This is a genomic window from Bacteroidota bacterium, assembly GCA_016183775.1.
GTDB lineage: Bacteria > Bacteroidota > Bacteroidia > JABDFU01 > JABDFU01 > JABDFU01.
Genome location: JACPDY010000137.1, coordinates 11,645 through 28,662, shown reverse-complemented (window position 1 = coordinate 28,662; position 17,018 = coordinate 11,645). Strand labels below are relative to the sequence as shown.

Sequence of the window (17,018 nt, the reverse complement as noted above, 5' to 3'; positions counted from 1 at the left end):
CGCCCACTGCCCCTCTCAGAAATTTATCCTGAGCTTTTGTAGTAGGAGAGAGGTGATTAAGAGATGAGGTAACTTAACACTCATGGAAAACAAAAAACAAAAAATTTCCTTTAGATGTAAATCTTATAAATGATTAAGGAGCAGATTCTCTTGATTGTTCGCAGATAGTTAGTGATATCGGAAAAAAATTTAATATTACAATTCAGGATGCTGAATTTGAAAAGTTAAGAATCGCAGAAGATATTGTTAATTTTATTGAAAGGGCTAAAAACGTAAAAGGAACTCTATCCACTTAAGGTGTGGAGCCTTTGACCATACGTATATATGAATATAACTCTAACAATTCTAAAAATCTAATTTTTGAAACTATGCTAAAATGCCCGTATTATAAAGTGGAGCAAAGAGCAACTATGCCTTCAATGGGAAGAAAAACGGCTTTGAATTGTCGGTTTTGTAATAAAATAATGTTCGCAAAGGACAGGAGTTGCTGTGTGTTCTGTTCTTACGGACTAATCAATGCCCTGCTACGCAGAAGAAGGTGCAACTAAATTGATAAGTTATACCCAATTCAAAATTTCTTGTTACTATATTCGTTTTACTTAATAAATTTTTTATGAGAAAGAAAAATAACAAAATTGCACTGGTTACAGGCGGTACAGGTGGAATGGGTACTGCTATCTGCGAAAGATTATATAAAGATGGATATACCGTAGTTGCAAATTACAGAGATTTTACTAAAGCCATGAAATGGCGTGAAGAAGCAAAGAAATGGAGAGATGATCAGCTTAAAATGGGCTTTGAGATGAAAGTGGTGGAAGGAGATATTTCCAACTTTAAATCTGCCGAAAAAATGATGAAGCAGATAACCGAAGAAATAGGAGCGGTAGATGTTTTGGTAAACAACGCAGGTATAACAAGAGATTCAGCTCTTCATAAAATGACACCTCAGCAATGGTATGAAGTCATTGACACTAATCTTAATAGTGTATTTATTTGCACGCGCCTTGTGATTGAAGGAATGATAGCAAAAGGATGGGGTCGTATAATCAGTATTTCTTCTGTCAACGGACAAAAAGGTCAGTTTGGACAAAGTAATTATGCCGCAACAAAAGCAGGTATGTACGGTTTCTCAAAATCATTGGCTTTGGAAGTCGCTAAAAAAGGAATTACCGTAAATACGGTTTCTCCCGGATACATTGGCACTGCTATGGTAATGGCAATTAAGGAAGATATACGCGATAAAATTATTGCTCAGGTACCGCAAGGCCGATTAGGTACTCCCGAAGAGGTTGCTGCCGCTGTTGCTTATTTAGCTTCCCATGATGCACGTTATATAACGGGTTCAAACATTGCCATCAATGGGGGGTTACACATGTTCTAAACTGATGTAAAAATTTGACAATCAAATAAGTTCATCATCAAATTAGTACATCTTCAAATTATCAAATTAATAAAATGCACTATAAAACTTTCGATAACCAGCGTATTTATTATGAATTAATTGGCAACAAAAAATCCAATAAATATTTAATTTTTCTGAATGGTATCTCCCAATCTACCATTGCGTGGAATCTCATAGTTCCTGCTTTTGTGAATGAATATCAACTGATTTTATGTGATTTTATTTTTCAGGGGCAATCCGATAAGCAAGGTGATGTACGAAATTTTGATCAACACGCTGCCGATATATTCGGATTAATCAATTCATTAAATATTAATAAAATAAGCTTGATTGGAATATCTTACGGAAGTTTGGTGGCACAACATTTTGCATTGAATTATCCTGAAAAAGTAGACAAGCTGATATTGCTTTCCACATTTGCGCATAAAACACCTTATTATGAAGCCGTTGAATTGGCCTGGCAGAAAACACTTGATAGCGGAGGATATGCACTTATGTTCGATGTTATGCTTCCCATGGTGTTAGGTGAAAACTATTTTGAACATCCGCTCATTCCTATTGATACGCTTAGAACTATGAGGCAAGCTATGAATAAGGATCCGGAGGCATTGAAAAAATTAATGCAAGCAACCCAACAAAGAGCCGACTATCGCGAAAAATTAAAAGCGATAAAAAATCCTACAATCATTATTCATGGAGAAAAAGATATGTTACTGCTTGTACACATGGGAAAAGCCGTGGCTGATTCCATCCCGGGAAGCCGGTTCGAGATTATTGGTGGAGCCGGGCATACACTCAACCTGGAAGCAACTCACCAAACAATAAAACTAATAACAGGATTTATTTGAAATATAATAGAGTTTATCCCGATTAGAGTTTTTAGTTAACTAATCATTTGATTATCAATATATTTCAACAATATGCGAATGTTTTTTCAGGATTTATTGTGCCAGCAAATCCTATATGTCAATAAAATAAAGGCGTTCATGAACTTTATGTTTTTATTAAACAAGTAATTGTTACTTAATCGGTATAAACTCTAATAGATGAAATAATTCGGCTGATAAGGAAGATGCCAAGCCTTTGGACATGAAAAGCCATTTGAGAATCAATAAGAATAAATTATATATACGAATGAAAAGTAAAACATCTTTAATAACCGGAAGTACCAGCGGCATTGGATTAGGTATTGCCCGGGAATTTGCTAAAGCAGGATACAATATTGTTTTTAACGGATTGGAAAAAGAAGGACAGGAAATCGCCACTGCAATAGGAAAAGAGTGTGATGTTGACATCTTCTATTCACCAGCCAACCTGCTTAATCCTGCTGAAATCACGTTAATGATCAAAAAAGCTTTAGGTAAATATGGACATATAGATGTACTGGTGAATAACGCGGGCATTCAGCATGTATCACCCATAGAGAATTTTCCGCTGGAAAAATGGAATGATATTATAAGCGTTAATTTAACTGCTGCATTTTGTGCAGCTAAAGAAGTCTGGCCGGGAATGAAAGAAAAAAAATGGGGAAGAATTATTAACGTTTCATCCGCCCATGGAATAGTTGCTTCTGAATACAAATCTGCATACGTAGCTTCTAAACACGGTCTGGTAGGATTAACGAAAGTATTAGCATTGGAAGGCGCAGTAGTTGGAATAACGGCAAACGCTATTTGCCCCGGTTATGTTAAAACACCTTTGGTGGAAAAACAAATTGCAGAGCAGGTATTAGCACATGACCTTTCTGAAAAGGAAGTAATGCAAAAAATCATGTTGGGAAAACATGCTATCAAAGAATTTGTACGCAGTGATTCGATAGGGGCATTAGCATTGTTTTTAGCTTCCGACAATGCCTCGATGATCACTGGCACGGCTATTCCAATTGATGGTGGATGGGCTGCACAATAATGTTAGGTCGCTAATCCCTGGTCAGGTTTAAATTTGTAACTGATAATTGTAATTATACAAATAACTAAATTTACCCCAATCCCCCGAGTTAACGGCTATTATGCCAATTGCATTTTAAAATTGCTTGTGTGATAGGCTGGAAATACCAATTGATATTATGCCAGGGGGATGCGCAATCGGCTAATTTATATTTGATGATATTATTCACCATTTTGATAAAATGAACTGGTACTTACTTCCACTTTCTGAAATAACAGAGGCATTAAACACAACTCCATCAGGCATTGATAATGCAACGGTTTCGCAACAACTGGAGGGGCATGGGAAAAGCCAGATTGAGGACAAAAAAAGGAAAACTGTTTTTCAGATGCTGCTGCATCAGGTAATGGATTTTATGATTCTTATCCTTGTCGGAGCGATACCGCAGATGTTGAAGAGGTGAAGTCCGATAAACGAGCCATCGGTGGATATGAAATTGATGGTAATACTAATTATAAATATTAATTAGTCCAATTAATGTTTGAAAAAACATAGCCAAATCCACAAATTTTCCTGACACTTTGTTCGGTGATCTTGTTTAGCTCAACTGTAATGAAGTCACTCACTTCATCCAGAGTCCTATGAAGTTTGTTGGTAAATTTTCTTTTGAAAATCTCCCACATGTTTTCAGTAACCCCCTTTCAAAGTACATCTTGCACTTAACAGCGTATAAAAAAAAATTTCGTAGCAAAATAATAAGCTATGGAAAACACCATCACCGCAAGAAAAATCCGGAAACGTTACACCGCAGAGGAAATCCAATCCTTCCTGGATCAATGGCAATCAAGCGGGCAAAGCACAAAAACATTTTGCCAGGAGCATAATTTGGGCTATTACGCCTTTTGCAGTTGGAAAAAGCGAAGCAATCAACACCCCAAAAAAGTGACGGTAAGTCCATCGGCCTTTGTGCCCTTGAAAGTGAAGCAAGCACGGATAGGGACAGTGTTTGCAGAAATAAATTTTTCAAATGGCAATCAATTGACTGTTTACTCATCGGTTCCGGCCATTTTTCTAAAAAACATTTTGCGCTGAGTGGTCATCAGCTTAAGCAAATCCCATCAGTTTTACATTTACCGCAAGGCTGCCGACATGCGCAAAGGCTTTGATGGTTTATGTGGATTAGTACACAATGAGTTTTTGCAAAATCCTTTAAGCGGATCGGTGTACATATTTTTCAATCGCCCCAAAAACCGGATTAAGCTATTGCATTGGCAAGGCGATGGCTTTGCGGTTTTTTATAAGCGATTGGAAAAAGGCACATACGAACTTCCTCAGATAAAAGCTGAATCAACGCATGCTGAAATTTCCGCTCAACAACTGCTGTTGATCTTGGAAGGCATCTCGCTTTTATCAATAAAAAAAAGGAAGCGATATGAACAAAAAGCTGTTTGAAAATAGTGATAAATGTTCAATAAAATCAATGCTTTCAGGCGTATATTTGTTTCGTGGTTAAAACGTATAAAAATACTTCTAAAGAAGAACTCATTACAGAATTAATTGCCAGCAAAGAAGAACTAAGCGAAAAAGATCTTACCATTACCCAGCTTCAGGAACAATTAACTCAGATCAAAAAACTAATTTACGGCAGCAAAAGTGAACGGTTTGTTCCATCCGAAAATCCACAGCAGGTTGTAATTGATTTTGATCTTCCATCGGATAAAGAAACAGCATCGGATAAAACGCAAAAGATATCTTACATCCGCCGCAAGGCGAAACAAAATAAAGTTGTATCAACCGGAAGAACGGCAATACCTGCCCATCTGCCAAGAGTGGAAATTGTGATCGAACCCAAAGAAGATGTAACAGGATTAAAAAAGATTGGCGAAGAAATAACCGAAGAACTGGAACTGGAACCCGCACATTTTGTTGTAAAGAAATACATCCGTCCAAAATATGTAAAAGCGGATGGTGATGGAATACTTGTGGGATCGCTTCATTCACGCCCCATAGATAAAGGCATTCCTGGACCGGGATTTTTAGCAACAATACTTACAGATAAATATTTAGATCATTTACCGCTCTACCGGCAAATGAAGCGTTACGAACGCATGGGGGTGAAATTAGATGATTCTACTTTTTCATCCTGGGTGCAGGCCTGTTGCAGGTTGATAGAGCCCTTGTATGATGAATTAAAAAAACAAGTACTCAGTGAAACATATTTACAGGCCGATGAAACTCCGATAAAAGTACTTGATCCTTCAAAGAAGGGAACTACACACCGTGGGTATTATTGGGTGTATCATTCTCCGCACAAGCGTTTAGTTTTGTTTGATTACCGTGAAGGCCGTGGCCGTGAAGGACCATCAGAAATGCTCAAAGATTTTTTAGGTTTTTTGCAAACCGATGGGTATGGTGTGTATGATGATTTTGATAAGAGAGACAGTATAACTCATGTCAACTGTTGGGCTCATGCACGGCGTATGTTTGATGAAGCGCTGGACAACGACAAAACAAGAGCGGAATTTGCTCTTGTAAAAATCCAGCAGCTCTATGAGATAGAACGGCAGGCAAGAGAGGAAAGTTATACTTATGAACAACGGCATCACTTGCGTCAGGTAAAGGCGTTACCTGTACTGAGTGAACTGCAACATTGGCTAAAGGGTAACTTTAATCAGGTAACACCAAAGGGTTTAATCGGCAAAGCCATTTTGTATATGGTAGCACGCTGGACAAAACTTTACCGCTACACTCAAAGCGGAGAACTTGAAATTGATAACAACCTTGTGGAAAACGCTATCCGTCCGGTCGCATTTGGAAGAAAAAATTATTTATTTGCAGGCTCGCACCAGGCTGCAAAACGTGCCGGTATGGTTTACTCTTTGCTTGCAAGTTGCAAACACAACAATATCGAACCCAACACTTGGCTAAAAAACCCAACACTTGGCTAAAAAATATTTTACAAATCCTGCCTGATTATAAAGTGAACAGACTTCACGAATTACTCCCTTCAAAAAAATCTGTGTAAATAAGTTTTCTTAGCCTCGCAATAGGGAGTTTACAAGAGGGATACTGTAATTCCTACATTGAAGATTAACTTCTTCAAAGTTGCGTTGTGCAAGGGTTGGGCCAATGCATAACACAATTGAGATAAGAAGAGTTAGCTTTTTTGCTCTGTAGATCTGATCTATGTAAAGTGTTTTTATCAATTCAGCACTTTATTAATGCAATGATACAATGATTAAGGTGTATTAAGGCCAATATTCACACTGCAGCCATTTTTGTCTTTAATATTTACAATGTAAATGCCCGGACAAAGCTGATTCTTATATCTTTTAATGTATCCATCAGGCCACGAGTAACTATATGGGCTTGTACCACCTGTGGCATTTACCAATACCCATTCTTTACAACCGCAGCCTGCACAGGCAGAAGTACCTTTAGCAAATTGCCCGCTTAATGGCGGCGGTGAAATTATTGATGCGGTTGAGATGGCTGTGCAGCCTTTACTATCTGTTACAGTTACAGAATAGATCTGAGATGTGAGATTTGAGATCTGAGATGTGGTTCCGCCATTACTCCAATTATAGCTAAATGCAGGACTGCCTCCTGCAACTGCAGTTACTGAACCATTATTCCCTCCATTACAACTTACATTAGTAGCAGTTGTTATTATACTTACAGCAGGATTAACTGTTACTACAGCTGTGGAAGTGGATGTATTCCCTCCAGCATCTTTTATAATTACCGTATAAGTTGTAGTTGTTACAGGACAAGGATTTATATTCTGTGTTGTGGCGCCAGTACTCCAGAAGTAAGTATAAGGACTGGTACCTCCGATGCTATTGGAGATTAAGATGGTGCATTGGCCTGGACATACGGATGCGCTGTTGACACTAATAACAGGGCCATCGCAATTTGCTGATGTAAGGGTAATTGATACAGCTTTGGAAGGAATACATGTTGGACATCCGGAACTTGAAACAGTAACAGTGTATGTCCCCTGGCAAAGGCCCGTAATAGTGTTGTTGGTGCTAATGGTATTTACCGTTTGAATTCCATTGCTCCAAGTATAATTATACGGGGGCATACCGCAAGTAACATTAACCGTAGCTGTACCATTGCAAATGCATACGTCAGGATTGACAAATGCAGGAGATAATATTATTGGTGTAGGGGTAAATTTTAGTATGAAAGCATCATCCGCAACCGTGCCACCACTGGCATTATTCGCCTGATAATAAGCTCCTGAACCTTGATTAACAGTTTGGCCACCCGAACCCCACATTTCGCCAACAACATATAAAGCGCAACCCATTTTATCGGTAACTAAACTGGTGCCAAAATCTGTACTTGTGCTTGAATTATAGGCGGTAGCCCATTTACGAACGCCTATGGTATCAAACGCAAGTATTATTTGACTCCAATCATTAGGCGGATATGCAAAATAGGAACAACCCGGATCATATGCAGGCCAAGACACTTGCGAAGATCTGGTCATCGCCGTTTCTCCGGTTATATAGATAGTACAATTATTATCATATGTAATTCCATTGAATTGACAATATGTGTAATATGTTGACCATTTAAGTACCCCCGAAGAATTAAACTTTGAAATAAACCCATCAAGACCATTTGGGCCAGTACCTTGATAATAAGCTCCGCCACCTGGATCCTTCGTTGGTAAACCCGATTCGGATTGACCTGCTATATATACATTTCCATAAGAATCTGTTGTAACTGTACGTGGTACAGAACCAGGAAAATAAGTGGACCATAAAAGTACTCCTGAATTATTGAATTTGGCAATAAAACCAGTCATCCCAAAAAATTTACCAGGAGTAAATACATTCTGAAAAAAAGCACCACTACCAGGATCTTTTAAGGGAAAACCCATATCGGACCGGGTAGCTCCTGTTATATATATATTACCCAGTTTATCAATTGTTAAACTTCTACAACCCCTGTCGGCAGCCAACTGAGGCCCATATTGTTCATTATTATTGCCTCCGAAATATGTTGACCATACCAATAAACAGGACGAATTAAACTTCGCTATAAATGCATCATTTTTGAAATTTGCAGGTTGGTAATATGCACCAGCACCAGGGTCCACAGTTGGAAGTGTACCTGAAGTAGTACCAATTACGAATATGTTACCTAATTTGTCTGCTTCGACACTATATCCGCTCATGAAACTGCCTAAAATTGTACTATTTCCTCCCAAAAAAGTAGACCATATCATAGATGTTGAAGGGTTAAATTTTGCAACAAAGGCTGCATTAGGGCCGCTGAAAACAGATTGATTATATGCCCCTGCCAAACTTAAAATCGGAAAACCAGCTGAAGATGTGGTCCACCCGGTAACGCAAATATTATCTGAGCTATCAAGGTCAATGCCAAAAACACCATCATCTCCTGACCCTCCAAGGTAAGTTGCCCATAAAATTGCTCCGGTGCTGTTGAATTTAACTATCCATCCGTCCCACTTCCCGGCAAGAGTACCATCAAAATATCCACCGGCTGATTTCTTTGCAGGAAAATTTGTGGAAGATATTACTCCTCCTATGTATATATTACCAGCCATATCAATTCGTATATCGATAAAACCATCGGCGGAATTTCCTCCGGCCCCACCGACATACGTTGCCCATACTAATTGTGGATCAATGATAAGGGTTTGAGTATTACTATAGTTATCAAGTTGAAATCCGATTTCTGTTTCTATAAGAGACTTTGATTGAGCCGATATTTTAATAAATTTTGCATTGACATTTTCCCTGTTTTCTTGCATAAAGCATACCGGAGCGTTTTCTGTAAGGTTTCCGTTTGACGTATTAATAATGATATTGCCATCCGCATTAATTTGTAGTTCTTTTTTTGATCTGTAGAGTAATGTTATCTGATTAGGGTCCGCTCCCGGATGTACTATAAAATCATATTTGAATCCGTCTTTATTCGAATTATATAAAATCCAATCAATTCCAGGATAAATATCTTTTATTGTAATTTTTTCAAAAGCGTGTACCTCCTTTATTCCCAGAGGACAATGTTCCAAATAATAATAATTTCCCCAGCCAGAGGCACCTTCTTTAACAATATTCTCCCTTTTTATATCTCCACCTTTTAAGTCCATATCAACACGGGCCCAATCAATTTTTATTTCCTCCTCCTTTTTCGGCAATGCCTTCAAAGAAGAATTCTCTGCATCTTTTTTTTCTACCTTTATAAAGTTGTACGTAAGACCTTTTTCTGTAACAAACACTTCCACACCCGGAGCTGAAGCCTTAAACAATACAAATGGCACAGTATTTCCATCCAGATCCATCATCTGTCCCTTGTTCTCAAGGAAAGTTATGGGCTGATTATGTACCCATTGTTTTGCATTTTCTTTAAGCTTAGAATTATCTGTTTTCGCTAAATTTCCCGAAGCGGAATGTCTATTCGTTTCCATCAATTGTGCCAATACATTTTCACTGAAATGCAGGCTGGCAATTATAACAATAATTGCTGATAATCTTTTTCTGCTACTATTCATTGGTCTCATTCGTTAGTTGAAACTATGCACTTTCAATGCAAGACTTTCAGTTTCTAAAAACATTTTTTTTCAGACAAGGCACTTTTACAGGCAATAGCTCAACGACCTCTCGCCGAAAAAAGTAACGAAGTATGAGGAAAAAAGGCGCCATAGCAAAATGCAGGGATAAATTTTAAACAACCTCTAAAACGGGAATCACATTTAAACTTTTGATTTGCAGATTTGCACTTAAAGTGTTTCAAAACCAAAAGTTTTTCTTAAGTAAGGCCAATATTCACACTGCAATCACCCATCCATTCAATATAATTTTCGATCTACAGTAAAGTTCAGCTATAAAAACGTATTAGTCAAGTATAAAATGTTCCAAAAGTCCAAAGTCCGATTTTGAATTTTTGAGACAAAAAAGTACATTTGATTGTCGCCAACTTTTCAAAATAGCTAACGCTTACACATCTCACCCATAATAATGAAAACTCCCTCAGACGAGCTTTTTAAGCTGATAAGATCGCTCACTCCCAATGAAAAAAGGCACTTCAAACTAAGTGTAATTGGCAGCGGAGAAAAAAGTTACATGAAACTATTTGACCTGATCGACAACCAGGAAAGTTATAACGAAGCGTTGATCGTACAGCAATTAAAAAATCATCCCATTTTACCAAACCTGAAAAAATGGAAAACATATATTTTCGAGGTTATTCTACGAAGCCTTGAGGCATTCCATCGTGATGATGATACCGAATCGATCATTGAAAGAGAATTACAGCGCAGCCGTATCTTACACAACAAGGGCCTTTTACATCAATCGGGACAACACCTGAAAAAGGCACGAAAACTGGTTGCCAGTTCAGAAAACTACGAATACCTGCTAAGTCTTAATAAACTGGATTATCTGAACTTAATTGCAGATCCACAACCCGACAAAGCAAAAACTTATGTCAGGAATGAAGCAGTAAAAGACAGCGAACAGTTGGAATCTGTTAAAATAAGTATGCAATACAGAGAGTTACTGTTCAGGATAATGCCCTTTGCTTTATCCGCCAAAACTGATCCCCTGAAAAAAAATGACATGCGCTTAATTAAATTCATAAGGCATCCCCTTATGATATCCGGCGCTAAAGACCGTTCATTTATTTGTCAGCACTACTACCACCTGATCCGTAATATTCTTTTATCAATTCGAAAAACGTGGACAAAAAACGATTGCATTAAGCAAAAAAAATGGATCGCACATATAGAATCCGACAAGACAAAACTATATGAAAGAAGCAGCTATTACCTGAATGCCATAAACTACATGATCATTACCCTGGCAAAAACAGGTGCCATCGGAAAAATAGAACATTACTTTTTAAAGTTTCTGCATTTCGTCCAACACCTCCCACTAAAAAAAAGAAACAGGGAGTCACGTGCGTTGATCTCTTCCATAATAAATAATTATATTCTCGTTCAGCTAATGGAATTCAATGCCAATAAAGCGATCGAAGCCTGGGATTATATGCAAAAAACAGGCGGACACCTAGAGAGAAGCCAATATTCGAATATTATGCTTTATTCCAATCTGATCTATGCCTACTTTCTTTCAGGTGATCATCGCAGGGCACTTTATTTTGCCAACAAAATTAGTAGTGACAAAATATTCGTAAACAAAAGGAACCTGGCCAGCCTCAATATTTTTTTAATGATGATACACTATGAGCTTGGTAATTACGAAGTGTTGAATTACATGGCAAGATCGACACATCGCTACCTGGTAAAAAGCGGTAAATACTCAGAGTACGATAAACTTATTTTAAATTATTTTGAACGCAAATTATCAAGGCCGACTGACAAAAAGGAAGAAGGACAGATCTTTTCATCCTGGAAAAGGGAACTTTCCAAATTATCAAAAAGATCCTCGTTATATCTTGATACAAATTCGCTCTTCGACTTCAGCTATTGGCTCGATAGCAAAATTGAACGAAAAACTTTTGCCGAGGTTATGAAAAGAAAATCAATGCAAGATATTCGTTAATCATTGTTAGTTGAGGATGAAAACGAAGGGAGAAGTACGGATCACAAATTTGCCTTTATATCGAGTAAAAACCGTTTGATGCCGGTAAGCGTTTTAACCACCTCTGCACCGGATGTAACTTCCTTAAAGTTCAGCTTCAGCTTTTCTTTTGCTCCCTGTAAAGTATAGCCTCTTTCCTTCACCAGGTGAAATATAATATAAAAATTATCCACATCGGCCTGGGTAAAAAGGCGATTACCTTTTTTATTCTTCTGGGGTTTAATAATATCAAATTCCTTTTCCCAAAAGCGAATAAGGGAAGGATTTACCTTGAATTGTTCGGCCACTTCGCCGATGGAGTAATACAGTTTTTGAGTTTCCTTTTCTTTGTATGGCATGGTTGGATGAATGTTATTGGTTGTCGGTTGTCGGTTGTTAGGTTTAACCACCCACTGACAACTGACAACCAACAACTGACAACTCTCTTTACTGCGCCGGCACTAAAATAAATGTAGATTTCTTTCCTCCGCTTACGCCACTGCTTACAAATTTATCAGCGCTGATCTCATCAACATTCATGGTATCCGCCTTTTGCTTGTCATCTACAATAACTACTTGCTTACCATCTTCTGATAAAGTCCAAGTGCCTTTTACATTTTGTGTTTGACCCATAACAGACATGTTGGCTTCAAAAGTTCCATCATTTTTATAATCAAGGGTACTCTTTTTCATTTCTTCCATATACGATTCAACCATTTTAACCTGCTGAACATATTGGGACTTCATTGTGGAATCCTTAGTGGTATCGGCAGCAGCTTTCATCTGGGCCATTTGCTCATCCATTCCATCCACTTTAAATTCAGAGATCTGCCATTTCCTGGCAAGCATTTCTTTGGTCTTGTTGCCTCCGCAACTCATAAATATCACGGTGGCTATAGCCAATGTGAATAAAGTGCTTATCGATTTTTTCATTTATTTATTATTGTTTTAAATTTGAGAACAAAGCAAATACTATTTTCGTGAATTTCATAATATTATGCGTGCTTTTTACCATTATTATCTCAACAAATCATCATTCAAATTAACGAGTAATTTTCAATTCATCCAGCCGGGGTTCATACTGCCGCATCCTGCCCTTTTCAAATGTGTAAATAGCCTTACTCAGATCAAGTAAAAAAGGGAATCCGATCTCTTTGTATTCATATTTATTGTCGTTTATAACTCCATCTTTATTCACATAAATAACGGCCGACAGCATAAATTCAATTTTATTTTTGTAATCGACTATATATGCACAATCGCTCAGATAGCCATACGACTGGCCAACTACATTAAATATCCGCAAAGTATCCGAACTGACCCGCGATTTATTATTTCTTCCATAAATAAAATACTTTTTAAAGCTGTCGAAGTATTTTTCTTTGTTGTATAAGGGGCCGGCTGACTCACGCGGATACATGGACATGTTTTTAAGTAAAAGCATGCGGTCGGATTCTGTCAATTCAAAACGCTTTTTTTCATTAACAGAACCCGGAAAAATTACAGACTGAAGCATCTCATTCACATCACTTAACGATAGATAATTTGAATAGGTAAAATCTTTGGGGCCATTCACATACTTATCATTCCTGTCTAAATAGCCCCTTCCCTTTTTAACCTGTCCCAAAGGAGGATCATATTTCATCTTATTCTCTTGCGCATCCTTTATATATAGCAGCTTCCCCGTTGAATCGAAAAAAGAAACCCGGTTGGTAAACCTGTTCAGCTCCAGGCTGCAATCCGCATCAAACCTGTTAAGGATACGGGTTGAACTATAGCCTTTTGAGTTCAGTGTGTTGTGAATATATTCCTGTCCAAGGAATTCATAGATCCTATTATACGCTTCATTGTCGCTTACCAATAACATACGTTTCAGATAATTCGCCACCGAAGGTTTGTCATTTACTGCGGTGGGATCAATGTAAACTTTCTTCTGGCATGCATTGGTGCTATCTGTCAGCATTACGGTGTTTAAAGTAAGCCCTTTGTCATTTAACGAATTTATTTTTTCGATCGCCAATAACGAACATGGCAGCTTAACAAGGCTGGCGGGATAGAAGAATTCCCTGTTTACAGGTCCGTAATAATAGCGCTTTAAGGAAGGTATATTAAGCGAATCACGATCAATTTGCGTATAAATAACCTGCACCCCGTAACCGGCAGGATTATTGAGAATTTCTTTAAAATATGCCGGATTTGATTTTAGAATACCATAAACAAGCCCCGTGTCATTTTTTGAAATTCCGGGAACTTGTTGTGTGTTGATTATTTTTGGCAGCTGCGCGAACAAACAACTACTAAAAACTGTTAAAATGACCAACGAAACAAGATTTTTTTTTACCGACATGGATGGGCTAAATGACTGTTTTGGCAAGCGTTACATGCAGACAAAGAAACATGATTTTACTTCGGTATGCAAAATAAAATACCTAATTTAGAGTTTGCATTTAAAAGTCCTCCCTTTGACAAAAAGAGCACTGACATTAGTCCTGTTTTTCCTCGTTACAATAAGCCTTTGTAAGGCCACACATAACCGGGCAGGGGAAATTACATATAAATGGATATCGGGTACCACTTACGAAGTTACCGTTACGACTTACACGAAAGAAGACAGCCAGGCCGACCGTTGCGAATTGACCATTTATTTTGGTGATGGAGACAGCTGCATTGCAGGGCGAACCAATGGCGACAAATCCCTTAGCTGTGCGCCTTATGGCATGGGCGTATCCCTTGGAAATAACATCAGGATGAACACCTACACGTGCAGCCATCAATTTCCCGGACCGGGTAATTATTGTATCTCCATGGAAGACCCTAATCGCAATGGCGGGGTTATTAACATTCCCAATTCAATTAATACTGTATTTTTTATCCGCACCTGCCTTATAATTAACCCATTCTTAGGAACAGGGAATAACAGTTCACCTGTACTTCTTAACCCGCCTATCGACAATGGCTGTACTGGTCGTTGTTTCTATCACAACCCCGGCGCATACGATCCCGATGGCGATAGTCTTTCTTTTAAGCTTGTTGCCTGTCTTGAAGCCGGTGGCAGCCCTATACTTGGTTACCGTCTCCCTAATATTTCTGCCGCAGGAACGGTAACAGGCTCACTCACACTCGACCCGCTGACAGGTGATATAGCGTGGTGCAACCCTGTGCAGATCGGCGAATACAACATAGCTATTCTTATAGAAGAATGGCGTAATGGATACCTGATAGGTAATGTTGAACGTGATATGCAAATCACCGTTACCGCCTGCAGCAATACTCCTCCCGATTTCTTTCCCCTGAACGATACATGTGTGGAAGCGGGTACACTTGTTACATTTCCTGTAACCGCTTATGATATTGATAAAAACAATGTTACGCTAACTGCTGTTGGCGGACCGCTGAGCCCTTTTGTCGTTATCCCTAAAGCTACGTTTGCCACAGGTTTTGGAGGTGATACCATAAGTTCAACATTCTCATGGAATACTATATGCAGCCATGTCCGTAAGCAGCCTTATATTGTTTCGTTCAAAGCGAAAGATGATGCCGCGAACATTCCGCTGGTTAATTTTAAAACAATAAACATTACTGTTGTCGCGCCCTCGCCGAAAAATGTGACCGCTACTCCTTCGGGGTCAAGCATGATCGTTAACTGGACGGCAAACATTTGCAGCGGTGTTGCAGGATATAAAATATACAGAAAGGACTCCTGCTCCAACTGGCAGCACGGGCCCTGCGACAAGGGAGTTTCCGCACTATCCGGATATACTTTGATCGGCACAAGCACTACAACCAGCTTTGTTGATAACAACAACGGGGAAGGGCTTATTCATGGCATTGATTATTCGTATATAGTTGTCACTGTTTTCAATGATGGTTCGGAAAGTTTTGCCTCGGCAAAAGCATGTTCGAAGCTTATTAAGGATGTTCCGATTATAACCAATGTGGATGTTTTTACAACCAACACTTCAACCGGCCGGATCATGATCAAGTGGATCAAACCCGTCGCCGATCCGCTTAACCTCGATACGCTGCTTTATCCCGGACCGTACCAATACCGCTTAATGCGCACAACCGGATTTTTCGGAACAACTTTTTCACAGATTGTAACATTCTCAAGTCCGTATTTTGGTTCGCTTAACGACACCTCCTACCTGGATACGCTTCTCAACACAAGTAATACTCCTTACAAATACCGGATTGATTTTTATACCAATGACACAAATAATACTCAAAATGTGTTTAAAGGGTCGACGCACAATGCTTCATCAGTTTACCTGTCTATCGCTCCTGCCGACAATAAGCTGGTGTTATCATGGGAAGAATATGTTCCCTGGAAAAACACCCGCTATGTGATATACAAATACAATACCGGTACATCTGTATTTGATTCTCTTACCGAAACCTCTTTGAAAACATATACTGACACCGGTTTGATCAATGGCCGGCAATATTGTTACAAAGTAAAAAGTATCGGAGCTTATTCCGATCCGGGCATACCAAGCCCGCTAATCAATTACTCTGAAGAAAAATGTGCCAGCCCTGATGACAAACAAGCTCCCTGCGCTCCCAAACTTGATATTGCCGGGGATTGTGATCTGGTTTATAACTATTTAAAATGGACCAATCCTAACAACAGCGGTTGTGGAACTGATGATGTGGTCCGCTATAAGATTTATTATACACCTGTTGAAAATACACCTTTCCAGTTATTGGATTCAACTGCGCTCTATAATTCTACCGACACAAGCTACCTTCACAATAATATTACATCAATTGCCGGCTGTTATGTAGTTACAGCCATTGATAGTTTCAACAATGAAAGTGTAAACAGCAATGTTATTTGCATAGACAATTGCCCCCTGTATGAACTTCCCAATGTATTCACCCCTGATGGAGACGGAAGGAACGATCATTTTAAACCTTTACCTTATAAATTTGTTAAAGACATTGATATTAAAATTTATGACCGCTGGGGACTTATTGTATTTGAAACTAATGATCCTAATATCAGATGGGATGGCAGAAGCAAAGACAGCAAATTACCTTGCTCCGATGGTACGTATTACTACACCTGTATTGTTAATGAGATACGTGTGGCCGGCATTAAACCCCGTACCCTTAAAGGATTTTTGCAGCTTATTAATAGTAAGGGAAATCCAGCCAGCCAATAA

At 38.7% G+C, this 17,018-nt stretch carries 13 protein-coding genes; 9 read left to right on the top strand and 4 right to left on the bottom strand.

Translation table 11 applies throughout. From position 1 onward, the window contains the following. Positions 1-613 precede the first annotated feature (613 nt). The 7 genes from phbB (at position 614) to HYU69_15755 (ending at position 6,237) form a co-directional block, all read left to right on the top strand. A complete protein-coding gene (gene phbB / locus HYU69_15785; protein MBI2271802.1) occupies positions 614-1,381 on the top strand; it encodes an acetoacetyl-CoA reductase in 768 nt (255 codons plus the stop codon). Between the two features lie 74 nt (positions 1,382-1,455). Then, positions 1,456-2,250, top strand: a complete 795-nt coding sequence (locus HYU69_15780; protein ID MBI2271801.1) for an alpha/beta hydrolase — start codon at positions 1,456-1,458, stop codon at positions 2,248-2,250. 286 nt (positions 2,251-2,536) lie between these two features. Beyond that, positions 2,537-3,310: a 3-hydroxybutyrate dehydrogenase gene (locus tag HYU69_15775; protein ID MBI2271800.1), complete on the top strand. Its 774-nt coding sequence runs from the start codon at positions 2,537-2,539 to the stop codon at positions 3,308-3,310. A 220-nt stretch (positions 3,311-3,530) separates the two neighbouring features. Further along, on the top strand, positions 3,531-3,752 hold the full coding sequence (locus HYU69_15770) for a hypothetical protein (protein ID MBI2271799.1): 222 nt from the start codon (positions 3,531-3,533) through the stop codon (positions 3,750-3,752). 299 nt (positions 3,753-4,051) lie between these two features. Beyond that, complete coding sequence (locus tag HYU69_15765) at positions 4,052-4,381, top strand: transposase (protein ID MBI2271798.1); 330 nt, start codon at positions 4,052-4,054, stop codon at positions 4,379-4,381. A gap of 57 nt (positions 4,382-4,438) precedes the next feature. After that, positions 4,439-4,741: an IS66 family insertion sequence element accessory protein TnpB gene (tnpB, locus tag HYU69_15760; GenBank protein ID MBI2271797.1), complete on the top strand. Its 303-nt coding sequence runs from the start codon at positions 4,439-4,441 to the stop codon at positions 4,739-4,741. A 53-nt stretch (positions 4,742-4,794) separates the two neighbouring features. Further along, on the top strand, positions 4,795-6,237 hold the full coding sequence (locus HYU69_15755; GenBank protein MBI2271796.1) for an IS66 family transposase: 1,443 nt from the start codon (positions 4,795-4,797) through the stop codon (positions 6,235-6,237). 290 nt (positions 6,238-6,527) lie between these two features. Here the strand turns inward: HYU69_15755 and HYU69_15750 are convergent, their stop codons facing one another. Continuing rightward, positions 6,528-9,824: a hypothetical protein gene (locus HYU69_15750; GenBank protein MBI2271795.1), complete on the bottom strand. Its 3,297-nt coding sequence runs from the start codon at positions 9,822-9,824 to the stop codon at positions 6,528-6,530. Between the two features lie 466 nt (positions 9,825-10,290). Between HYU69_15750 and HYU69_15745 the strand changes: the two genes are divergently transcribed. Continuing rightward, complete coding sequence (locus HYU69_15745; GenBank protein ID MBI2271794.1) at positions 10,291-11,835, top strand: hypothetical protein; 1,545 nt, start codon at positions 10,291-10,293, stop codon at positions 11,833-11,835. A gap of 41 nt (positions 11,836-11,876) precedes the next feature. On the opposite strand, the gene HYU69_15740 is transcribed toward HYU69_15745, so the two are convergent. The 3 genes from HYU69_15740 to HYU69_15730 all read right to left on the bottom strand — a co-directional run bounded on the left by HYU69_15740 (position 11,877) and on the right by HYU69_15730 (position 14,200). Then, positions 11,877-12,212, bottom strand: coding sequence for a MerR family transcriptional regulator (locus HYU69_15740; GenBank protein ID MBI2271793.1), 336 nt, complete (start codon positions 12,210-12,212; stop codon positions 11,877-11,879). 88 nt (positions 12,213-12,300) lie between these two features. After that, entirely contained in the window at positions 12,301-12,786 is a 486-nt protein-coding gene (locus tag HYU69_15735; GenBank protein ID MBI2271792.1) for a hypothetical protein, read from the bottom strand. A 109-nt stretch (positions 12,787-12,895) separates the two neighbouring features. Further along, positions 12,896-14,200, bottom strand: a complete 1,305-nt coding sequence (locus HYU69_15730; GenBank protein MBI2271791.1) for a serine hydrolase — start codon at positions 14,198-14,200, stop codon at positions 12,896-12,898. 115 nt (positions 14,201-14,315) lie between these two features. Between HYU69_15730 and HYU69_15725 the strand changes: the two genes are divergently transcribed. After that, positions 14,316-17,018, top strand: a complete 2,703-nt coding sequence (locus HYU69_15725) for a gliding motility-associated C-terminal domain-containing protein (GenBank protein ID MBI2271790.1) — start codon at positions 14,316-14,318, stop codon at positions 17,016-17,018.